This window comes from Streptomyces sp. NPDC005805 (genome assembly GCF_040630445.1).
Lineage (GTDB): Bacteria > Actinomycetota > Actinomycetes > Streptomycetales > Streptomycetaceae > Streptomyces.
On record NZ_JBEXXN010000011.1, the window covers coordinates 24,872 to 45,276 of the forward strand.

Annotated in this window: 20 protein-coding genes; 14 read left to right on the plus strand and 6 right to left on the minus strand. The window is 72.2% G+C overall.

The features are described 5' to 3' along the window. Nucleotides 1-16: 16 nt before the first annotated feature. Nucleotides 17-259, minus strand: coding sequence for a mycoredoxin (locus tag ABZ457_RS08745; protein WP_177150610.1), 243 nt, complete (start codon nucleotides 257-259; stop codon nucleotides 17-19). Between the two features lie 164 nt (nucleotides 260-423). Here ABZ457_RS08745 and ABZ457_RS08750 point away from each other — a divergent pair, with 164 nt between their 5' ends. The 5 genes from ABZ457_RS08750 to ABZ457_RS08770 all read left to right on the plus strand — a co-directional run bounded on the left by ABZ457_RS08750 (nucleotide 424) and on the right by ABZ457_RS08770 (nucleotide 4,285). Then, the gene (locus ABZ457_RS08750; protein WP_359155422.1) at nucleotides 424-2,601 is read left to right on the plus strand and encodes an ATP-dependent DNA helicase UvrD2; all 2,178 of its coding nucleotides are present in this window, start codon (nucleotides 424-426) and stop codon (nucleotides 2,599-2,601) included. Nucleotides 2,602-2,763: 162 nt separating this feature from the next. Beyond that, the gene (locus ABZ457_RS08755) at nucleotides 2,764-3,087 is read left to right on the plus strand and encodes a hypothetical protein (protein WP_359155424.1); all 324 of its coding nucleotides are present in this window, start codon (nucleotides 2,764-2,766) and stop codon (nucleotides 3,085-3,087) included. A gap of 170 nt (nucleotides 3,088-3,257) precedes the next feature. Further along, a complete protein-coding gene (locus ABZ457_RS08760) occupies nucleotides 3,258-3,626 on the plus strand; it encodes a WhiB family transcriptional regulator (RefSeq protein ID WP_018845592.1) in 369 nt (122 codons plus the stop codon). Further along, nucleotides 3,623-3,949 carry a hypothetical protein gene (locus ABZ457_RS08765; RefSeq protein WP_359155427.1) on the plus strand — a complete coding sequence of 109 codons (327 nt, stop codon included), beginning with the start codon at nucleotides 3,623-3,625 and terminating at the stop codon, nucleotides 3,947-3,949. Before ABZ457_RS08760 ends, ABZ457_RS08765 begins: the two co-directional genes overlap by 4 nt. A 93-nt stretch (nucleotides 3,950-4,042) precedes the next feature. Next, nucleotides 4,043-4,285 (plus strand): hypothetical protein, encoded by a 243-nt coding sequence (locus ABZ457_RS08770; RefSeq protein ID WP_359155429.1) that lies wholly within the window; start codon nucleotides 4,043-4,045, stop codon nucleotides 4,283-4,285. Here the strand turns inward: ABZ457_RS08770 and ABZ457_RS08775 are convergent. Continuing rightward, nucleotides 4,245-5,654 carry an AarF/ABC1/UbiB kinase family protein gene (locus tag ABZ457_RS08775; protein ID WP_359155431.1) on the minus strand — a complete coding sequence of 470 codons (1,410 nt, stop codon included), beginning with the start codon at nucleotides 5,652-5,654 and terminating at the stop codon, nucleotides 4,245-4,247. The two genes, ABZ457_RS08770 and ABZ457_RS08775, sit on opposite strands and share 41 nt — an antisense overlap. Nucleotides 5,655-5,717: 63 nt before the next feature. Next, nucleotides 5,718-6,896, minus strand: a complete 1,179-nt coding sequence (locus tag ABZ457_RS08780; RefSeq protein WP_359155433.1) for a TOMM precursor leader peptide-binding protein — start codon at nucleotides 6,894-6,896, stop codon at nucleotides 5,718-5,720. A gap of 222 nt (nucleotides 6,897-7,118) precedes the next feature. Between ABZ457_RS08780 and ABZ457_RS08785 the strand changes: the two genes are divergently transcribed. From ABZ457_RS08785 to ABZ457_RS08800, 4 genes are all read left to right on the plus strand, one after another. After that, nucleotides 7,119-7,742, plus strand: a complete 624-nt coding sequence (locus ABZ457_RS08785) for a M48 family metallopeptidase (RefSeq protein WP_018845588.1) — start codon at nucleotides 7,119-7,121, stop codon at nucleotides 7,740-7,742. Between the two features lie 173 nt (nucleotides 7,743-7,915). After that, the gene (locus ABZ457_RS08790) at nucleotides 7,916-9,613 is read left to right on the plus strand and encodes a TerD family protein (protein WP_359155436.1); all 1,698 of its coding nucleotides are present in this window, start codon (nucleotides 7,916-7,918) and stop codon (nucleotides 9,611-9,613) included. Between the two features lie 13 nt (nucleotides 9,614-9,626). After that, nucleotides 9,627-10,307 (plus strand): AIM24 family protein, encoded by a 681-nt coding sequence (locus ABZ457_RS08795; RefSeq protein ID WP_359155438.1) that lies wholly within the window; start codon nucleotides 9,627-9,629, stop codon nucleotides 10,305-10,307. Nucleotides 10,308-10,326: 19 nt separating this feature from the next. Beyond that, entirely contained in the window at nucleotides 10,327-11,082 is a 756-nt protein-coding gene (locus ABZ457_RS08800) for an AIM24 family protein (protein WP_359155440.1), read from the plus strand. A gap of 74 nt (nucleotides 11,083-11,156) precedes the next feature. On the opposite strand, the gene ABZ457_RS08805 is transcribed toward ABZ457_RS08800, so the two are convergent. Both ABZ457_RS08805 and ABZ457_RS08810 read right to left on the minus strand, forming a co-directional pair. Beyond that, a complete protein-coding gene (locus tag ABZ457_RS08805; protein WP_359155442.1) occupies nucleotides 11,157-11,690 on the minus strand; it encodes an NUDIX hydrolase in 534 nt (177 codons plus the stop codon). Continuing rightward, nucleotides 11,687-13,204, minus strand: coding sequence for a zinc-dependent metalloprotease (locus ABZ457_RS08810; protein WP_359155444.1), 1,518 nt, complete (start codon nucleotides 13,202-13,204; stop codon nucleotides 11,687-11,689). The genes ABZ457_RS08805 and ABZ457_RS08810 overlap by 4 nt, the downstream gene beginning before the upstream one ends. Nucleotides 13,205-13,419: 215 nt before the next feature. Here ABZ457_RS08810 and ABZ457_RS08815 point away from each other — a divergent pair, with 215 nt between their 5' ends. The 4 genes from ABZ457_RS08815 to ABZ457_RS08830 all read left to right on the plus strand — a co-directional run bounded on the left by ABZ457_RS08815 (nucleotide 13,420) and on the right by ABZ457_RS08830 (nucleotide 16,707). After that, nucleotides 13,420-14,532 (plus strand): SDR family oxidoreductase, encoded by a 1,113-nt coding sequence (locus ABZ457_RS08815; RefSeq protein ID WP_359155446.1) that lies wholly within the window; start codon nucleotides 13,420-13,422, stop codon nucleotides 14,530-14,532. 132 nt (nucleotides 14,533-14,664) lie between these two features. After that, nucleotides 14,665-15,144, plus strand: coding sequence for a molybdenum cofactor biosynthesis protein MoaE (locus tag ABZ457_RS08820; RefSeq protein WP_359155449.1), 480 nt, complete (start codon nucleotides 14,665-14,667; stop codon nucleotides 15,142-15,144). Nucleotides 15,145-15,348: 204 nt separating this feature from the next. Further along, a complete protein-coding gene (locus ABZ457_RS08825; RefSeq protein WP_359155451.1) occupies nucleotides 15,349-15,525 on the plus strand; it encodes a hypothetical protein in 177 nt (58 codons plus the stop codon). Nucleotides 15,526-15,618: 93 nt separating this feature from the next. After that, nucleotides 15,619-16,707: a PDZ domain-containing protein gene (locus tag ABZ457_RS08830; RefSeq protein WP_359155453.1), complete on the plus strand. Its 1,089-nt coding sequence runs from the start codon at nucleotides 15,619-15,621 to the stop codon at nucleotides 16,705-16,707. A 75-nt stretch (nucleotides 16,708-16,782) separates the two neighbouring features. Here the strand turns inward: ABZ457_RS08830 and ABZ457_RS08835 are convergent, their stop codons facing one another. Next, entirely contained in the window at nucleotides 16,783-17,340 is a 558-nt protein-coding gene (locus ABZ457_RS08835; RefSeq protein ID WP_359155455.1) for a PPA1309 family protein, read from the minus strand. 137 nt (nucleotides 17,341-17,477) lie between these two features. On the opposite strand from ABZ457_RS08835, the gene ABZ457_RS08840 reads away from it, so the two are divergent. Next, a complete protein-coding gene (locus tag ABZ457_RS08840) occupies nucleotides 17,478-20,372 on the plus strand; it encodes a UPF0182 family protein (protein ID WP_359155604.1) in 2,895 nt (964 codons plus the stop codon). Nucleotides 20,373-20,405: the final 33 nt, after the last annotated feature.

Here is a 20,405-nt window from a genome sequence, read left to right on the forward strand (position 1 = left end):
CCGGACCTCGTCTCTCTCAGGCGCCGATCTTCTGCTTGACCTGGGCCAGCGAGGGGTTGGTCAGCGTCGAACCGTCCGGGAACAGGACGGTCGGGACCGTCTGGTTGCCCCCGTTGGCCTTCTCGACGAACGCGGCCGACTCCGGGTCCAGCTCGATGTTGACCTCGGTGTAGGCGATGCCCTCGCGGTCCATCTGGCTCTTCAGCCGGCGGCAGTACCCGCACCAGGTGGTGCTGTACATCGTCACGGTGCCCTGCATCGTCTCTGCGCTCCTCGCTCGTCGGTGGGGCTTCTCGGTGTCGGCCCGCCGGGACGTAGAACGTACGGGACGCCCGCGCGATTCCCGCACCGCCGGTACGAACAATCGGGCTGCCTGTGGACAACCCGGCGCACCCGCCCCACCGGACCTGGCAGCATGGCGGGGTGACAGCAGCAACGCACTCCTCTCTGTTCCCGCAGGCCCCCGAGACGGCCGACGCGGTGCTCGACGGGCTCGACCCCGAGCAGCGCGAGGTCGCGACCGCCCTGCACGGCCCGGTGTGCGTGCTGGCCGGAGCCGGCACGGGCAAGACGCGCGCCATCACCCACCGCATCGCCTACGGGGTGCGCGCGGGGATACTCCCGCCCGCCAGTGTGCTCGCGGTCACCTTCACCAACCGCGCGGCGGGCGAGATGCGCGGCCGGCTGCGCCAGCTCGGCGCGGGCGGTGTCCAGGCCCGCACCTTCCACTCCGCCGCCCTGCGCCAGCTCCAGTACTTCTGGCCGAAGGCGGTCGGCGGGGAGCTGCCGCGGCTGCTGGAGCGCAAGATCCAGCTCGTCGCCGAGGCCGCGGCCCGCTGCCGCATCCGCCTGGACCGCAACGAGCTGCGCGATGTCACCAGCGAGATCGAGTGGGCCAAGGTCACCCAGACCGTCCCGGCGGACTACCCGGCCGCCGTCGCCAAGTCCCTGCGCGACGCCCCCCGGGACCCGGCGGAGGTCGGCCAGATCTACGGCATGTACGAGCAGCTCAAGCGGGACCGCTCCGCCATCGACTTCGAGGACGTCCTGCTGCTCACGGTCGGCATCCTCCAGGACCGGCACGACATCGCCGACCACGTCCGCCGTCAGTACCAGCACTTCGTGGTCGACGAGTACCAGGACGTCAGCCCCCTCCAGCAGCGCCTGCTGGACCTGTGGCTCGGCGACCGGGAAAGCCTGTGCGTCGTGGGTGACGCCAGCCAGACGATCTACTCCTTCACCGGCGCGACCCCCGACCACCTGCTGAACTTCCGCACCCGCCACCCCGGCGCCACCGTGGTCAAGCTCGTCCGGGACTACCGCTCCACCCCCCAGGTCGTCCACCTGGCCAACGGGCTGCTCTCCCAGGCGCGCGGCCGGGCCGCCGAGCACCGCCTGGAGCTGATCTCCCAGCGCGACGCCGGCCCCGAGCCGGTCTACACCGAGTACGGCGACGAGCCCGCCGAGGCCGAGGGCACCGCCCGCCGGGTCCGGGACCTGATCGCGGCGGGCGTCCCGGCCGGCGAGATCGCCGTCCTCTACCGGGTCAACGCCCAGTCCGAGGTCTACGAGCAGGCCCTGGCCGACGCGGGCGTGCCCTACCAGCTGCGGGGCGCGGAGCGCTTCTTCGAGCGGCAGGAGGTCCGCGAGGCGGGCGTCGCCCTGCGCGGCGCCGCCCGCGCCGGGGCGAACGACGCCCTCCTCGACGACGCCGAGGACCTGCCCGCCCAGGTGCGCGCCGTCCTGTCCACCAAGGGCTGGACCACCGAGCCGCCCGCCGGCTCCGGTGCCGTGCGGGACCGCTGGGAGTCGCTGGCCGCGCTGGTGCGCCTCGCCGAGGACTTCGCTCGGGCCCGGCCGGGGGCGACCCTCGGCGACCTGGTGGCCGAGCTGGACGAGCGGGCCGCCGCCCAGCACGCCCCCACGGTGCAGGGCGTCACCCTCGCCTCCCTCCACTCGGCCAAGGGCCTGGAGTGGGACGCGGTCTTCCTGGTCGGCCTCACCGAGGGCATGATGCCGATCACCTATGCCAAGACGGACGAGCAGGTCGAGGAGGAGCGCCGGCTGCTCTACGTCGGGGTCACCCGGGCCCGGCTCCACCTCTCGCTGTCCTGGGCGCTGTCCCGTTCACCCGGCGGGCGGGCCTCCCGCCGCCCGAGCCGCTTCCTCAACGGCCTGCGGCCCGGCTCCCCGGCTCCCGGCTCCCGGGGCGGGGCCGGGGGAGCCGGCGGGGTCGAGCGCGGTGCCGGCGGCCGTCGCAAGCGCCGTGGGCCGGTGCTGTGCCGGGTCTGCGGCAAGACGCTGACGGACGCCGGCGAGATGAAGCTGATGCGCTGCGAGGACTGCCCCTCGGACATGGACGAGGCGCTGTACGAGCGGCTGCGCGAGTGGCGCTCGGAGCAGGCGAAGGAGCTCGGGCAGCCCGCCTACTGCGTCTTCACCGACAAGACGCTGATGGCGATCGCGGAGGCCGTGCCGGGCAGCGAGGGCGAGCTGGCGGGGATCTCCGGTGTGGGCAGCCGCAAGCTGGACCGTTTCGGAGCCGATGTGCTGGCCATCTGCGCTGGTGAGGAGCCTGCGGACGGCGCCGAGGACGACTGATGAAAACTCGTCGGAAAAATAGTTTGCGCCTGCCCCGGCAAGCCCCATAGGTTCTTAACCACGAGAACAGCGGCTTCTTCGAAGCCCTGTCCTCGTGCTCTACTTGTCCGCAGAGTGTGACCGGCCCGCCGGTCCCCGAGACGCCGAGAGGAGGCGATTCCAGTGATCAGCATCGAGACCAGCTTCGTCAGCACCGCCAAAATGACCGATCCCTCGGTCGCTTCCATCTGCTCGCTCGGCTTCTCCTCCGCGTTCCAGGGCACCGGTCTGTCCGGCATCTCCGCCGTCCTTCCGGCGTCCCTGCGGGCCGGCCTCCCCGTCCGGGAGCGCAATGAGCGACCGACCAAGGCACTGGAAGCAGGAGTAGCAGCGGCGCAGGCCCCGGCCTATGCCTTTGCGGCGGCCAGTGCCGAGACGAAGCAGACGACGCAGCACCACATGATGTGGGCCTTCCGCGGGCTCGAACCCTGGAGTCATCCAGCCTGATCCACCATCAGGCAGGCGCCTTCAGGGCCGCGGAACCCCACCCGGGATCCGCGGCCCTTCTGTTTTCCCCAACGGGAGACGGAACGAGGGGCCTCGGGGACCAGCACCACCCGGTACCAGCAGCAGAACCGGCCGACCGGCCGGCACGACCAGACGAGGAATCACCCACCGTGCAACTCGAAGCGCACGCCCCGTCCGTACCGCTCACCGAGACCCCCGCTCCGCCCGCACCGACCGAGGAAACCGCCTTGACTCCCCTCACCGCGCTGACCGCGCTCGACGACGCCATCGAGAACCTCGGCGTCCCCGTACCGTGCCGCTCCTACGACCCGGAGGTCTTCTTCGCCGAGTCGCCCGCGGACGTCGAGTACGCCAAGTCCCTCTGCCGTACCTGCCCGCTGGTCGAGGCCTGCCTCGCCGGTGCCAAGGAGCGGCGTGAGCCGTGGGGTGTCTGGGGCGGAGAGCTCTTCGTCCAGGGCGTGGTCGTCGCCCGCAAGCGGCCGCGTGGCCGCCCGCGCAAGAACCCGGTCGCGGCATGAACGCCACCGGAACCATCGACCGACCCGTCACGCACGATCCCCAGAAGCAGGCTCCGATGACCTCGTCCGCCGGCGAGCCGAACGGCTCCGCGATCTCAGACGTCACCACCACCCGCGACGCGAACACCTCGCGTCAGAACAGGACCCGCGAAATGCAACTCATCCCCGAAGCCCTGGCACGTGCGCATATGCACGAGCGTCGGCGTGAAGCCGACGCGGAACGCCAGGCGCAGCGCCTGGTCGCCGCCCGGCGTATGCAGCGCCGCGCCGAGCGCGTGTCGATGCGCGCCCGCCGCGCACTGGCCATGGCGGTCATGAACTGACCGCCGCACCACCCCGCGGGGGCCGGTCCGAACGGACCGGCCCCCGCGGGGCGTTCTCCGTCCGCCCGCGCCGCCGCGGGGTATCGTCGCCGGGTGGACCAGGACAGGACGCCTCCCACCGGACAGCCGGACGAGGGCGCGGGCACCCCCGAGGGGACCGGGGCGCCCGAGGAGACCGGGGCGACCGTGTGCTCCCGCTGCGGCAGGGTGGCCGAGGGCACCCCCGTCACCTGGACCTGCTCGGTGGAGGACGGCGTCCGGCGCTACCTCTGCGAGGGGTGCGCCCGGGACAACATCAGGTCGATCGAGGGGCGACTCGACTCGTCGTGGTGGTAGCCGCCCCGGCCGCCTCCGCCTCCGGGGCGGAGTCCTCGCCTCCGGGGGCGGGGAAACCGGGAAGCCAGGTCTCCAGCTCCTCGCGCAACCGCACCGACGCGTTGAGCTGGCACAGCACGCCGATGGTGCTCAGCGTCACCCGGTGGATGAGCAGATAGGCGGGTGGCAGGTTCAACTGCTTCCCCAACTGGTGCGCGGGGGAGCGGACATCCGCTATCCGCGCCGCCTGCGCCCGCATCCAGCCGCGGGTGAAGGTGAACTCCTCCGCCTCGGCCGGCTCGATGATCGGCAGCAGATAGTCCAGCACCGCGTCCGGATCGAGATCGATGGTCTCCTTGACGAAGCCCTCCTCGCACAGCAGCCGGTAGACGGCGTCGGCCTCCCCGTCGAGCGTCATCCGCAGGCAGCGGCCGATGGTCGGCGGCAGCCCGCCGGGCAGCCGGTCCACCGTCCCGAAGTCCAGCACCCCCAGCCGCGCCCCCGTGCCGTCCTCGCCGGGCAGCAGGCGGAAGTTCCCCGGGTGGGGGTCCGCGTGCAGGAGCCCGGTGCGCGCCGGACCGGAGAACAGGAACCGGGCGAGGAGCTGCCCGGCCCGGTCGCGTTCCTCGGGCGTCCCCTCGCCGATGACCTCGGCCAGCGGCGTCCCGTCGATCCACTCCGTGATCAGCACCTGCTCGCAGTGGTGCACCACGTCCGGGACGAGGACATCGGGATCGCCGGCGAACTCCGCCGCGTGCGCGCGCTGGGCCGCCGCCTCCAGCTCGTAGTCCAGCTCCTCAGCAACCCGGTCCCGCAACTCCGTGATCAGCGGCTTCACATCCATACCGGGGATCAGTGGCCCCAGCAGCCGGGCGAAACGGCTCAGTTGGGCGAGATCCGACAGCAGGGCCTCGCCCGCCCCCGGGTACTGGACCTTGACGGCGACCTCCCGCCCGTCGTGCCACACCGCCCGGTGCACCTGCCCGATGGACGCGGCGGCGGACGGCTTGTCCTCGAAGGCGAGGAACAGCTCCCGCCACTCCTCGCCCAGCCGCTCCGCCAGCACCCCGTGCACGGTCCGGGTCGGCATCGGGGGAGCCGCGTCCTGAAGCTTCGTCAGGGCCGCCCGGTACGGCCCGGCGACCTCCTCCGGGAGGGCGGACTCGAAGACGGACAGGGCCTGCCCGAACTTCATCGCACCGCCCTTCAGCTCTCCGAGGACCTTGAACAGCTGCTCCGCGGTGCGCTGTTGCAGTTCCCGCGCCACGATCTCCGCGGACTTGCCGCCGATCCGCTTGCCGAGGCCCCAGGTCGCCCGCCCGGCGATACCGATCGGCAGTGCTGCCAGCTTGGCGGTCCTCGTGACCGCCTTCCGGGGAAGATCAGACATACGCCCCTCCAAAACCCAGTCGGCTGTCGCATGTGCCGTGCGGGCCGGGCCCGTTGACGGCGGTCACCCGGCCATTGTCCCCTGCGCCTCCCGTCGGGCCGAGGCGCCCTCGCCACCGGAGTGCGCCTCCCCGCCGGCGCGCGAGGCGCCGCAGAGGCAGTCGGGGTGGGCCGCCACCCTCTCCCGCCGCCAGCCGCCGGCCGGCAGGGACACCTCCCACCGGGCCCCGGTGCTCCCCGGCAGGTCTCCGTCGACGAAGGACAGGGCGTGGCAGGCGGCCAGGCCCGCGACCGCCGAGGCGAGGGCGGTGTCGCAGGCCGGGGGCACCGCCCGGCGGCCGCCCGACCGCCACTGCGCCAGCAGCATCCCCCTGGCCGGGTCCCGCTCGGTGCGGGTCCGCTCCAGGCACTCCGCGCACGGTGTGGCCCCCGGCAGGACCAGCGGCCCCACCACACCGGTCGCCTCGACCACCCCCGCGTACAGATGGGGGATTCCGCCGGCGACCCAGCCCTGCGCGATCACCGGGTCCGGGGCGTACGCGCCGAGCCCGTCACGCGGTGCGACCACCACCAGCGAGAGACACGGCTCCCGGGCCCCGGCTCCGGCGGTGGCACCTGCCCCGGCGGCGGTGGCGCGGGGCGGGCGGTCCGGGGCCGAGCGGCGCACCAGCCGCCGGGCGGCCGCGTCCCGCCGTTCGCCCGTCTCCTCCGGCCCGATCCCGCCGGGCGCCGTGTCCCCCGGCTCGGTGACGCCGCCGTCCCGGACCTCCACCTGCCCGATCCCGGCCGCGGAGAGGGTGGCGGCGATCGCCGCGCCGACCCGCCCGGCCCCGCGCACCAGGACCCGGGCCGATCTGCGCCCGCCCATCCGCGCGAAGGCGCCGCCCGGTTCGGGATGGACCAGGGAGAGCGACGCCAGGTCGGGCCGCAGCCGCTCCACGGCCGCCGCCCGGCCGCGCAGCGCACCGGCCGCGGGACTCGTGGCGGGCCCGGTGTCGTCGAGCAGCCCGGCGTCCGCGAGCCGGCGGACCAGGGCGTCCGCCCGGCCCTCGGGCAGCCCCCGGGCGCGGGCCTCGGCGCGCAGCAGCTCCATGCCCCGTGTGCCGTCGAGCAGGTCGACGAGCGAGCCCGTCGCCGTGTCCAGCGGCCCGACGGTCATCGCCCGTTCCGGTGTCACCCCGAACTGCACCGACTGCCGGTCCCGCCATGCCCGCCGCAGTGCGGGCTTCATCATCGGACGCATATCGTCCCCCGTTCCGTTCCCCGTGGTTCCCGGAGGTCCCCGTGAATTGGATCTTCGGTTGCCGATCCGTTGTCAGAATGCCGTTCCGCCGTGAGCCGTGTGAAAAGTTGTCCACAGGCATGGGGTATTAGTCGTTCAAATCGTGCAGCGATGGAGGGGAACGCGCGGGAACGGGCGCCGGGGGCGGGACTTCCCACCGGAACAGCAGGTAACGTCGGGCGCGTGCCCGTCGACCCGTCCACCCGGCTCACCTCGGGGGAGACCTCAGCGCGCGGCGCGGGAAGCACGCAGCGAAACGCGACACGTCACCCGCCCCGCGGGACCGCCGCGAGCGCGGTCGAGGTCCGCCGGAGCGCCCGGCGCAGCAGGACGGTCTCCGCCTACCGCGAGGGCGACCGCACCATCGTCCTCATCCCGGCCCGGATGTCGGAGGCCGAGGAGCGGCGCTGGGTCGGGGTGATGCTCGACAAGCTCGCCGCGCAGGAGAGCAAGCGGGTCCTCGGCGACGAGGAACTGGCCGAACGCGCGGAGCGGCTGTCCGCCCAGTACTTCGAGGGCCGCGCCAAGCCGGCCTCCGTGCGCTGGGTGACCAACCAGAACACCCGCTGGGGCTCCTGCACCCCGGCCGAGGGCAGCATCCGCCTCTCCCACCGCCTCCAGGGCATGCCCGAGTACGTCGTCGACTACGTGCTGCTGCACGAGCTGGCCCATCTGCTGGTGCCGGGCCACGGCCCCCGGTTCTGGCGGCTGCTGGAGGCGTATCCGCGCACCGAGCGCGCCCGCGGCTATCTGGAGGGCGTGGTCGCGGCGGGCCGCCTCCCGCACGCCGCGGCCGCCGAGGACTGACACGACCGCCTCCGCGCGGTGACTCACGCCGACGCCTCCGCGCGCCGAGTGACGACGCCCTCACGAGGTCGACGGTCCTGTACCGAATGTGTACCGGCTTGGCTCAATGTCGCCCGCAGCGGTTAGCCTGACGCGACGCAATCAGCTTTCAGGATGGGGGACGGTCGTCACGTATGGCCAGGGAATTCCAGCGCGGCCACAAGGCCAAGATCAGTGATCTCACTCCGGGAACGGATCTGTACGTCGGCGTGCAGATCTCCGCTCCCGGGCTGACGTTCGACATCAGCTGTTTCGGTCTCGACGCCAACGAGCAGCTCTCCGACGACCGTTACTTCATCTTCTTCAACCAGCCGAAGTCGCCCGAGGAGTCCGTGCAGCTCCTCGGCGCGCAGGCGGGCGACACCGAGTCGTTCCGCGTCACGCTGGACCGCATTCCGGCGAGCATCCACAAGCTCTCCTTCACCGCCACGATCGACGGTGCCGGGCAGATGTCGCAGATCGGCCCGGGCTACATCCGGATCGTCGCGGGCGGCGAGGAGGTCGTCCGGTACGCGTTCGACGGCTCCGAGTTCAGCACGGAGCGGGCGCTGATGCTCGGCGACTTCTACCTCAAGGACGTGTGGCGCTTCGCCGCCATCGGCCAGGGCTTCGACGGCGGACTGGAGGCGCTGCTGAAGAACTTCGGCGGCGAGGTGGCCGAGGAGGAGCCCGCGCCCCAGCAGGCCCCGGCCGCGCCCCCGGCGTTCGCCGCGCCCAGCGCGCCTAGCGCGCCCGCCGCGCCCGTGCCGCCGCCCGCCTTCGGTGCCCCGCAGGCGCCCCCGGCCCCGCAGGCCCCCCAGCCCGCGCCCTCCTTCGGCGCTCCCGCGGCACCGGCACCGGCCCCGCAGCCGGCCGCTCCCGGCCCGCAGATGCACAGCGCGCCGACGATGGCCGCGCCCATGGCGACGCCCCCGGCCGGCACCGTGCCGCCGCCCGCCCCCGCCCCGTACGGGCAGCCGCCGGGCGGACCCCAGCAGCCCCCGTTCGGCCAGGTCCCGGGCCAGCAGCCGCCCGGGCAGTTCCCCGGCCAGGGTCACGGCGGCCAGGTCCCGCCGCCCGCCCCGCCGTTCGGCCAGCAGGCCCAGCAGGCCCAGCAGGCCCCGGGCCCTTACGGCCAGCAGCCGCCCGGCGCCCCGCACGCAGGCGTCCCGCAGGGCGCGCCCCAGGCCGGCCCCGGACTCCAGGCCGCCCTCCAGGCGTACCGCGAGACGCCCACCGGGCAGCGCTGGACCCCGCAGAACCAGCAGCTCATGCGGGTCGACCTGACCATGGGCGGCACCCCGGTGCTGGCCCGGCAGGGCAGCATGGTGATGTACCAGGGCAAAGTCGACTTCAGCTACAAGGGCGCCGGGTTCAGCGGCCGCATCGTCGGCGACGCCACCGGCCAGGAGATGCAGCTCATGCGCTGCACCGGCCGCGGCCAGGTCTTCCTCGCCGAGGACGGCTCCCATCTGCACCAGATCGACCTCCAGGGCGACGGCATCTGCGTCTCCGCGGAGAACGTCCTCGCCTTCGACGGGACCCTCCAGTACGAGGTCCGTCGCATCGAGGGCCACGGCATCCCCGGCGGGGCGCTGTTCACGATGCTGTTCCACGGCACGGGCACCGTCGTCGTCAAGACCCACGGCGTCCCCGTGGTCCTGCCGGTCACGCCCACGACCTTCGCCGACTGCAACGCGGTCGTCGCCTGGTCCGCCGCCTCCCAGGTCATCCTCTCCAGCCAGGTCCGCCTGCGCCGCAACGCGTACCCGGGCCACAGCGGGGAGACCGTGAACCTCCAGTTCCGGGGCGCCCCCGGCAACTTCATCGTCGTCCAGCCCTACGAGGTCTGAGGGAGCCCGGAGAATGAACCAGCAACTTGCGGGCTACGCCCCGACACCCATCGCGGCCCGGATGGAGAACCACGGCCGCACCATGCTCAAGGTCGCCATGGCCACCGGCCAGGACCTCTACGCGCGCACCGGCTCCATGGTCGCCTACGAGGGCTTCGTCCAGTACGAGCCCAACCCGCCCGCCGTCCGCCAGATCGCCTCCCAGTGGGTGACCGGCGAGGGCGCCCCGATCATGAAGTGCTCCGGCGACGGGCTGCTCTACCTCGCCGACTACGGGGCCGACGTGGTCGTCATCAACCTCAACAACGACTCCCTGTCGGTCAACGGCTCCAACGTCCTCGCCTTCGACGCGCACCTCCAGTGGGGCGTGGAGAAGGTCAAGGGCCTCGCCAAGCTCGCCGGCCAGGGCCTGTGGAACGTCGAGATCGCGGGCACCGGCTGGGTCGCGCTCACCTCGCGCGGCACGCCGATCGTCGTCGACTGCGGCCGCGGCGAGGACGAGACCTACGTCGATCCGGACGCCCTGGTCGCCTGGTCCCCGAACCTCAAGGTCAAGGGGAAGCGCAGCTTCAAGGCGTCCTCCCTGATCGGGCGGGGCAGCGGCGAGGCGTACCAGATGGCCTTCTCGGGCCAGGGCATCGTCGTCGTACAGCCGAGCGAGGACAGCACCGACCGCCTGCGCGTGCGGGGCTGAGGGGGAGCGGGAACACATCATGCAGAGTTCGCTTTTCGGCCACACCGAGCAGCAGTCCCAGGAGCGGTACGTCGTCCAGAACCCGCAGCTCCTGCGGGTCGCCCTCGGCGGGCACGACGACGTCCTCGCCCGCAAGGGCGCCATGGTCGCCTACCAGGGCCTGGTCGACTTCGACGGCGAGTACCAGACCTCCTCGCAGCGCCGGGCGCGCGCCCGCACGGGCGAGGGCCTGGACCTGATGCGCTGCTCCGGGCAGGGCACCGTCTACTTCGCCAACCTGGCGCAGTACATCCATGTCGTCGACGTGGACCAGGAGGGCATGACGGTCGACAGCGCCTATGTCCTGGCGCTCGACTCCGCCCTGCACACCGAGGTCATCGCGGTGGACAGCCAGTACGGCATCTCCGGCTCGGGCAAGTACCAGCTCAATATCTCCGGCCGGGGCAAGGTCGCGCTGATGACCTCGGGCCAGCCGCTGATGATGCAGGTCACGCCCGACAAGTACGTCAACGCCGACGCCGACGCGATCGTCGCCTGGTCGTCCGGGCTGCGGGTGCAGATGCAGGCCCAGACGCACTCCACCAACGTGCGCCGCCGCCGCGGCAACACGGGGGAGGGCTGGGAGCTGAGCTTCCTCGGCCAGGGCTTCGCCCTGGTGCAGCCGAGCGAGGTCATGCCCCCGCAGAACGCCGACCTCGGCCAGGGCGTCCGGGCCCAGTTCGGCGTCGGCCAGCACGGCTCGCACGCGCAGAACCAGAACAACGCCTGGAACTGACGGTCACGGAAGCCCGCGGATACCGGAAGGGGCGGGGTGGTCGCACGACCACCCCGCCCCTTCCGTCGCACGGGTCACAGCACGGCCAGGGTCCGCTCCAGCAGCCGGACGACCGAGGTGTCGGCGACGCCCGCGACCTCCTCGTAGCGGAACCAGCGCAGATCCAGCGACTCCTCGCTGATCGCCTCGGTGGCGCCGGGCGGGGCGAGGGCCGCGTACTGCACGTCCAGATGCCAGTGGCAGGGCGCGGGGATCGGGTGGCGGTCCAGGGTGACGGGCCCGCCGGGCAGCAGGGTGAGGCCCGGCACGCCGGACTCCTCCGTCGCCTCGCGCAGCGCGGCCGCGGCCAGGGACACATCACCGGGCTCGCAGTGGCCGCCCATCTGGAGCCACATGTTCAGCTTCCGGTGCAGGGTCAGCAGCACCCGGCCGCGCTCCGGGTCGATCACCAGCGCACTCGCGGTGAGGTGCCCCGCGTGGCAGGACTTCCACATCCCGTCGGGGTGGGCGGCGAGATGGTCCAGATAGGCGGTCCGCAGCGCGGCCTGCTCGTCGTCGCGGCCCTGGTAGCCCTTGAGCACCAGGACCGCGTCCTCGTGGAGACTCACTTGCCGGTGTCGCCCTTGCCGTCCTCGGAGCCGTCGTTGCCGCCGTCGCCGTCGTCCTTGGCACCGTCGTCCCCGGCGTCCGTGCCGCTCTCCCCGGCCTCCGGAGCCCCGGGAGCCCCGGGAGTCTTGGACGCCCCGGGAGCCTTGGGGGACGCCGCCTCGCCGAGCATCTTGTCCAGCTCGGAGAAGTCGAGCTGCTCGCGGTGGACGAAGCCGTCCGGGTCGTCGAGGTCGGTCGCGGTCGGCAGCATGTCCGGGTGCTCCCAGAGGGCGTCACGGCCCTCCAGCCCCCGCGCGTCCGTCAGCGAGGCCCACAGCCGGGAGGCGTCCCGCAGCCGGCGGGGCCGGAGCTGGAGCCCGATCAGGGTGGCGAAGGTCTGCTCGGCCGGTCCGCCGGAGGCGCGGCGGCGGCGCAGGGTCTCCCGCAGCGCGCTCGCCGAGGACAGCCGGGAGGAGGCCGCCTCGTGGACCACCGCGTCGACCCAGCCCTCGACCAGCGCGAGCGCCGTCTCCAGCCGGGCCAGGGCGGCCTTCTGCTCCGGCGTGTCCTCCGGCTGGAACATGCCCTGCTGAAGGGCCTCCTGGAGCTGCTCCGGGTGGGTCGGGTCGAACTGGCCGACCACGTCCTCCAGCTTGCCGGTGTCGACCTTGATCCCGCGCGCGTACCCCTCGACGGCGCCGAAGAGGTGCGAGCGCAGCCACGGGACATGGGCGAAGAGGCGCTGGTGGGCGGCCTCGCGCAGGGCGAGGTAGAGCCGCACCTCTTCCTTGGGGACGCCGAGGTCCTTGCCGAGCTTCTCCACGTTGAGCGGGAGGAGGGCCGCCTTGCCGGCCGGGCCGAGCGGCAGGCCGATGTCGGTCGAGCCGACCACCTCGCCCGCCAGCACCCCGACGGCCTGCCCGATCTGCTGACCGAACATGGCCCCGCCCATGGACCGCATCATGCCGAGCAGCGGGCCGGCCATGGCCTGCATCTCCTCGGGCAGCACATCGCCCATGGCGACGCCGACCCGCTCGGCCACCGGGTCCACGAGCTGCTTCCACGCGGGCAGGGTCGCCTCGACCCACTCGGCGCGGCTCCACGCGACGGCCGTGCTCGCACCGGACGGCAGCGAGGTCACGCCGTCCAGCCAGAGGTCGGCCAGGCGCACGGCCTCCTCGACCGCGGTGCGGTCCACCGGGCCGACGCTGGCGTCCTTGGTGCCGTCCGGGGTGCCCTGGGAGACCGTCTGGCGGGCGATCTGCTTGGCCATGTCCCAGTTCACCGGGCCGCCCTCGTAGCTCAGCATCTGGCCGAGCTGCTGGAAGGCCGCGCCGAGGTCGTTGGGGTTCATGGCGCCGAACATCGCGGCGAAGGGGTTGTCACCGCCGCCCCCGCCGAGCCCGAACCCGAAGGGGTTGCCCGGGGACCCGCCGGAGCCCTGGTCACCTCCGCCGGGATTCTTCTTCTTGCCCTCGTCGCCGTGCTCCGGCTCCTCCGGCGGAAGGCCGAATCCGAATGGGGTGTCACTCACGGGTTTCCTCGGCTCGTAGGGCCGTCGGCTGTCGGCCGACGGCGACTGCCTGACAACACCACCCAGCCTAAGCGGCCGGGAGCCCCGGCGGCTGCGGCACGGCGCCGCTCAGGGGCTGGGTGCCCCGCCGGACCGCTGCCTGCGGCAGGATGGACGTCACCTGGTGCGCATGGGTCATTCGCTTGCGTACTGAAGACAACCGCTGGAGACGCCTGGTGAGTTCCCCAGATCCGCAGGTTCGCGCAGCGCGAAACCACTCAACCCCGGCGCCGGGGCGCGGCCCCGTCGTCGCGGTCACCGGTGCCGCGACGGGCGTGGGAGACCTGCTCGTGAGGCGCCTCGCCGCGTCCGACGAGATCAGACAGGTCGTCGCCATCGACGAGCGCCGGGGCGAGGTTCCCGAGGCGCACTGGCATGTCCTCGACGTCCGGGACCCCGCCATCGCGGAGAAGCTCCGCGGCGCCGACGTCGTGGTGCACCTCGCGCTCGACCTCGATCTGGAGTCGGACCCGGCGGCCCGTACCGCGTACAACGTCCGCGGTACGCAGACGGTGCTGACGGCGGCCGCGGCGGCCGGGGTCCACCGGGTCGTCCTGTGCACCTCGGCGATGGTCTACGGGGCTCTGCCGGACAACGACATCCCGCTCTCCGAGGACGCGGAGCTGCGGGCCACGGCCGAGGCGACCGGTGTCGGCGACCTGCTGGAGATCGAGCGGCTGGCGCGCCGCGCGCCGCGCGCGCACCCGGGCCTGAACGTCACCGTGGTCCGCCCCGCGGTCCTGGTCGGCGGCACCGACACCGCGCTGACCCGGTACTTCGAGTCGCCCCGGCTGCTGGTGGTGGCCGGATCTCGGCCCACCTGGCAGTTCTGCCATGTCGACGACCTGGTCAGCGCGCTGGAGTACGCGGCTCTGGAGAAGGTCGACGGCGAGTTCGCGGTCGGCTGCGACGGCTGGCTGGAGCAGGAGCAGGTCGAGGAGCTGAGCGGCATCCGGCGCATGGAGCTGCCCTCGGCGGTCGCCCTCGGCGCGGCGGCGCGGCTGCACCGGATCGGGCTGACGCCCTCGCCTGCCGGGGACCTCGCCTACACGATGCACCCCTGGGTGGTCAGCGTGAGCCGGCTCCACGACGCGGGCTGGCGTCCGAGCCGCACCAACGAGGAGGTGCTGACCGCCCTGCTGGAGGAGGTCGAGGGCCGGCACACCGTGGCGGGGCGGCGGCTGGGCCGCAAGGACGCGACGGCGGCGGGGGCCGCGGGCGCGACGGTGGCACTGCTGGGCACGGCCGCGCTGGTGCGGCGGGCGCGGAAGGCCCGCCGCCGGATCTGACCGGCCGGACGCCGGGCCCGGCCCCGGTTCCGCGTCCGGCCCCGGCCCTGTAGGAGGCTCCAAAGGGCCGGGCGCGCGAACCGTGGGAGCGGCCATTTCGCGTGCCCCGCGCGGTACGGCACGATGGCCGTCATGGCACCTGTGCACGATCACCCCGGTGAGCAGTCCGACCACCCCGGCGAGCGGGGAGCCCCCGATCCCGTCCGCCTGATCGCCGTCCGTGAGACCCCGCTCTCGGTCGACGAGGTGTTCGCGGCGGTCGGCGACGACGCGGCCGGCGGCACGGCCCTCTTCGTCGGCACCGTGCGCGATCACGACGGCGGGTCGGACGTCGACGCCCTCGGCTACTCCTGCCACCCGAGCGCCGAGGCGGAGATGCGCCGGATCGCGGAGAAGGTCGCCGCCGAGTACCCGGTCCGGGCCCTGGCCGCGGTCCACCGAGTGGGTGACCTCCGTGTGGGGGACCTCGCGGTGGTCGTCGCCGTCTCCTGCCCGCACCGCGGGGAGGCGTTCGCGGCCTGCCGCAAGCTCATCGACGACCTCAAGCACGAGGTCCCCATCTGGAAGCACCAGACCTTCTCGGACGGCACCGAAGAGTGGGTGGGCGCGTAGCGCCTCGTCGGGGGGTGGTGGTCGGGTGACGGGAGGGTGGGTGGGCGCGTAGCGCCTCCTGGAGACCTGACGCTTCGTTGAAACCTCCTCGGACCCCATCCGCCCCGATTTGCGTAACCCCACCCCTGCGGTGAGCGTTGATCTCGCAGATGACTAATCTGCTGATCACTCAGTCGCTTTCACTCATGGGGTAGGGAGGTCGCGATGGCAGTTCTGGCGTGGTTGCTGATTCCGCTTTTCGCCGCTGTCGGTGCGGCGATATGGGCCGGCTGGGCTTCGCGCAACCGTACGAGCGGGGATGTCGCCGAACTCGCCGGCTACGCCCGGTTCCGTGACGCGATGGAGAGGGCCGGTTCCGGCACGGACGCCGTCCGGAACTGACCGCCGCCGCCCCGAGCGCGTCCAGGCCGTGTGCGGGCCCGTACGGACCGGCCCCGGCAGTGCCCGCACAGGCTCTTCCCGTACTGTCGTTCCATGCCACGCCGCACCGCGACGATGCTCGCCTCCACCCTCGTCTTCATCGCGCTGCTCTGCGCGGGTGTGTTCTTCAAGGTCCCCTACGCGGAGATGTCCCCCGGGCCCACCGTGAACACCCTGGGGTCCGCGGGCGGCGAGCCGGTGCTCCAGATCTCCGGCCGTGAGACGTTCCCCACGACCGGTCACCTCAACATGACCACGGTCCGGGTGACCGGCGCGGACTACCGGATGAACCTGTTCGAGGCGATGTACGGCTGGATCGCGCACGACAGCGTCGTGGTGCCGCACGAGACGCTCTATCCGGACGGCAAGACGGAGGAGCAGTCCACCCAGGAGAACGCGGAGGAGTTCAGCCAGTCGCAGGAGAGCGCCAAGGTCGCCGCGCTGCGCGAGCTGGACATCCCGGTGAAGTCCCGGGTCGTCGTCGCCACCGTGGTCAAGGGGTCGCCGGCCGAGGGCGAGCTGCACGCCGGGGACGTGATCCGGGCCGTCGACGATGTGCGCATCGAGGAGCCCGGGGACGTCGCCGAGCAGGTGGTCGAGCGGAAGCCGGGGGAGCCGGTCGTCTTCACGATCGTGCCCGCCAAGGAGGCCGCCGCGGCCGAGAAGGCCGGGCGGGAGCCGAAGACCACGCAGAAGGTCACCGTCAGGACGGTGAAGGCCGAGGACGACGACCGGGCGATCGTCGGCATCCAGGCCGGGACGGACCACACCTTCCCGTTCACCATCGACATCCACCTCGCCGATGTGGGCGGGCCCAGCGCGGGCCTGATGTTCTCCCTCGGCATCGTGGACAAGCTGACCCCGGGCGATCTGACCGGCGGGAAGTTCGTCGCGGGCACGGGCACCATCGACGACGCGGGCAAGGTCGGGCCGATCGGCGGCATCGAGATGAAGCTCGTCGGCGCGCGGAAGGCGGGTGCCGAGTACTTCCTGACGCCCAGCGCCAACTGCGCGAGCGCCGCCTCCGACATCCCGGACGGGCTGAACCTGGTCAAGGTCGACACCATCGACGACGCCAAGCGGTCCCTGGAGAAGATCCGCAAGGGTGACACGGCGGGGCTGCCCGCCTGCACCACCGGCTGACCCGCCGGGGCCCCGCCCGCGACCCGTGAGCCGGGCCGCGGCGGGTGGCGGCCCGGCAGGGGCGTGCCCGGCGGCTCAGTCCTCGAAGGTCGCCGCCAGCGCCTCGGCGAGGCCGGGGACCAGGCCCGCGCCCGTCAGCACCTCGTTCGGCGAGTCCTTCTCGCGCAGCCGCAGCGCCGACTCCCGGGAGCCGTCGCGCAGCACCCCCACCGTCATCCGCACCTCCTGGCGGTCCGGGTGGGAGGCCACCCAGTCGGTGAGCGCGTTGCCGTCGAGGCCGGCCGGAACGGAGTCCTCCGCGCTCGGCGGGAGCATCAGCCGCTCCACGGTCAGCGCGCAGCCGGCCACCGCCTCGGGCCAGGCGACGGTGGCGAGGAACTCGTCCAGCGCCGTGCCGGCCGGGATCTCGTCCTGCTCGACGGGGGTGAGGGCGGCGCCCGCGTCCCCCTCGTCGATGCCGAGCTGGGCGGCGAGACCGGGCTCCTGGGCGCGCAGCCGGGCGGTGTCGACGAGGGCGAAGAGCCGGGCGGGCTGGTCCCAGCCGATGCCGGACGCGTACTCGTCGATCTCCAGCACGGCACGGGTGAGGGGATTCGCGGCCATCGGGGGGCCGGAGGGGGAAACGTTGGACATGGCGAACATCCTGCCTCCTTCCTCCCCGGTGACGGGAACTAGGTAAAGCCTCGGTAAGTTGCATAGGTGGGGCCCTACGATCGCGGGGCCCGCTTCACACCGATCGCGACTTCGAGGTGCGCACGTTGGCTTTCCAGATGCCGGACCGCGGCGGAGGCCCGACCGGGCCACGGATGAGAGTGGGCCGGCCGTCCCGGCGGGTCCGCACCCTGCTCATGACCTTGGGCGTCCTGGCCGTTCTGGCCATGGCGTTCGTCATGTTCGCCGGGTTCTGGACGGACTGGCTGTGGTACCGCTCCGTCGAGTACTCGTCGGTGTTCACCAAGACCCTGTGGACCAAGGTCGGGCTGTTCGCGGTCTTCGGCCTGCTGATGGCGGGCGTCGTCGGGCTGAACATCTGGCTGGCGCACCGGCTGCGGCCGCCGCTGAGCGCGATGTCGCTGGAGCAGCAGAGCCTCGACCGGTACCGCATGGGCATCGCCCCCTACAAGAAGTGGGTGCTCCTCGCGATCACCGCGCTCGTGGGGCTGATCGCCGGAGCCTCGGCGACGAGCCAGTGGCGCACCTGGCTGATGTGGGTCAACGGCGAGTCCTTCGGCCAGAAGGACCCGCAGTTCGGCATGGACGTGGCGTTCTTCGCCTTCGACCTGCCCTGGTACCGCTTCCTGCTGGGCTTCGGCTTCGCCGCCGTGGTGCTGTCGCTGATCGCCGCCGCGGTCACCCACTACCTGTACGGCGGGCTGCGCATCACCAGCCCCGGGGCGCGGGCCACGGGCGCGGCCACCGGCCACCTCTCGGTGCTCCTCGGCATCTTCGTGGCCCTCAAGGCCGTGGCGTACTGGCTCGACCGGTACGGCCTCGCCGTGAAGTCCAGTGACTTCAAGGCCACCAGCAACTGGACGGGCCTGCGGTACGTCGACGCCAACGCCTACCTCCCGGCGAAGACGATCCTCTTCTGCATCGCGATCATCTGCGCGGTGCTCTTCTTCGCCACGCTCTGGCGCCGCACCTGGCAGCTCCCCGTGATCGGCTTCGGTCTGATGGTGCTGTCCGCGATCCTCATCGGCGGCCTCTACCCGGCGATCGTCCAGAAGTTCCAGGTCCAGCCGAACGAGCAGGCCAAGGAAGCGGAGTACATCCGCAAGAACATCGACGCGACGCGCGAGGCGTACGGGATCACCGACGTCAAGCCGACCGACTACACGGGCCGCGGCGAGATCACGGACTCCAAGAAGCAGCGCGAGCAGGCGGACTCGGCGGCCAGCTACCGCATCAACGACCCGAACATCGTCTCGCCCACGTTCCAGCAGCTGGAGCAGGAGCGGAAGTACTACCAGTTCCCCGCCACCCTGGACGTGGACCGGTACAACGGCCAGGACACGGTCATCGGTCTGCGCGAGCTGAACCTCCAGGGCGTCGACAAGCGCAACTGGATCAACGACCACTTCACGTACACCCACGGATACGGCGCCGTCGCGGCCAAGGGCACCAGCACGGCCAAGGGCATCACGGGCGCGCCGGAGTTCACCGAGTCGGGCATCCCGTCCAAGGGCAGCCTCGGCGAGTACGAGCAGCGGATCTACTACGGCGAGAAGACCACCCAGTACTCGATCGTCGGCGGGCCCCAGAAGGAGCTGGACTACGAGAAGGACGGCGGCGGCCAGGTCACCACGAGCTACAAGGGCAAGGGCGGCATCGACCTGTCCAACCCGCTCAACCGCGCCGCGTACTCGGTCGCCTTCAACGAGCCGCAGATCCTCTACTCGGGGGCCATCGGCGAGGGTTCGAAGATCCTCTACAACCGCACTCCGAAGGAGCGCGTCGAGGCGGTCGCCCCGTGGCTGACCATCGACGGCGACGCCTACCCGGCGGTCGTCGGCAAGCGGATCCAGTGGGTCGTCGACGCGTACACGACCACCAACGGGTACCCGTACGCCTCCCGGACGACCCTCGGTGACACCACCGCCGACTCGCTGACCGACCGGCAGCGCGCGGTGGTCGCCCAGCAGAACCAGGTCAACTACATCCGGAACTCGGTGAAGGCGACCGTCGACGCGTACGACGGCACCGTCACGCTGTACGAGTGGGACGAGAAGGACCCGGTCCTCAAGACGTGGAAGAAGGCGTTCCCGGGCACGGTGAAGGCCAAGGGAGAGATCCCGGCCGAGCTGAAGGCCCATCTGCGGTACCCGCAGGACATCTTCAAGGTCCAGCGCGAGCTGCTGAGCCTGTACCACGTCACCGAGCCCGCTCCGTTCTACAACGCGAGTGACGCCTGGCAGGTCCCGAACGACCCGACCAAGTCCGACAGCAACGCGGTCCCGCCGTACTACCTGTCGATGAAGCTGCCGGGCCAGACGGCGCAGCAGTTCTCGCTGACGACGACGTTCACCCCCAGCGGCCGTCCGAACCTCCGGGCGTTCATGGCGGTCGACGCGGACGCCAACAGCAAGGACTACGGCAAGATCAGACTCATGCGGGTCACCGACGACAAGGTCGACGGCCCCGAGCAGATCCAGAGCCGGCTGAACCGCCACGACCCGATCGCCAACTTCGTCCGCGACCTCAAGGGCGCCGACTCGACGATCAAGTACGGCAATCTGCTGACCGTTCCCCTGGACAGCGGCTTCCTGTACGTCGAGCCGATCTACGCCCAGGGCCGTGGCTCCGAGTACCCGCTGCTGAGCAAGGTGGCCGTGGTGTACGGGCAGAAGATCGGCTTCGCCAACGACCTGGGCGGCGCGCTGTCCCAGGTGTTCGGCGAGGGCACGGGCGAGGACGGCACGACTCCGCCGCCGGGCGAGGAACCGGACACCCCGCCCACCGATCCGGACCAGCCGCCCGCCTCGGGCGACCAGGCTCTGAAGGACGCGATCGCCGACGCGCAGAAGGCGTACGCGGACGGTGACGCGGCCATGAAGAAGGGCGACTGGACGGCCTACGGCAAGGCGCAGGAGGACCTCCAGAAGGCCCTGCAGCGCGCGGCCGACGCCGAGGCCAGACTCCAGGAGGAGCAGTCGGGCAGCGACTGAGCCGGTCAGAGGCTCCTCCCGCGTCGTGATAGG

Bases quoted from the DNA above. Each gene is read 5' to 3' on its own strand.
- ABZ457_RS08745 (WP_177150610.1), bottom strand. From the start codon at position 259: ATGCAGGGCACCGTGACGATGTACAGCACCACCTGGTGCGGGTACTGC.
- ABZ457_RS08765 (WP_359155427.1), top strand. From the start codon at position 3,623: ATGAACGCCACCGGAACCATCGACCGACCCGTCACGCACGATCCCCAG.
- ABZ457_RS08775 (WP_359155431.1), bottom strand. From the start codon at position 5,654: ATGTCTGATCTTCCCCGGAAGGCGGTCACGAGGACCGCCAAGCTGGCA.
- ABZ457_RS08780 (WP_359155433.1), bottom strand. From the start codon at position 6,896: ATGCGTCCGATGATGAAGCCCGCACTGCGGCGGGCATGGCGGGACCGG.
- ABZ457_RS08790 (WP_359155436.1), top strand. From the start codon at position 7,916: ATGGCCAGGGAATTCCAGCGCGGCCACAAGGCCAAGATCAGTGATCTC.
- ABZ457_RS08795 (WP_359155438.1), top strand. From the start codon at position 9,627: ATGAACCAGCAACTTGCGGGCTACGCCCCGACACCCATCGCGGCCCGG.
- ABZ457_RS08800 (WP_359155440.1), top strand. From the start codon at position 10,327: ATGCAGAGTTCGCTTTTCGGCCACACCGAGCAGCAGTCCCAGGAGCGG.
- ABZ457_RS08820 (WP_359155449.1), top strand. From the start codon at position 14,665: ATGGCACCTGTGCACGATCACCCCGGTGAGCAGTCCGACCACCCCGGC.
- ABZ457_RS08825 (WP_359155451.1), top strand. From the start codon at position 15,349: ATGGCAGTTCTGGCGTGGTTGCTGATTCCGCTTTTCGCCGCTGTCGGT.
- ABZ457_RS08830 (WP_359155453.1), top strand. From the start codon at position 15,619: ATGCCACGCCGCACCGCGACGATGCTCGCCTCCACCCTCGTCTTCATC.
- ABZ457_RS08835 (WP_359155455.1), bottom strand. From the start codon at position 17,340: ATGTCCAACGTTTCCCCCTCCGGCCCCCCGATGGCCGCGAATCCCCTC.
- ABZ457_RS08840 (WP_359155604.1), top strand. From the start codon at position 17,478: ATGCCGGACCGCGGCGGAGGCCCGACCGGGCCACGGATGAGAGTGGGC.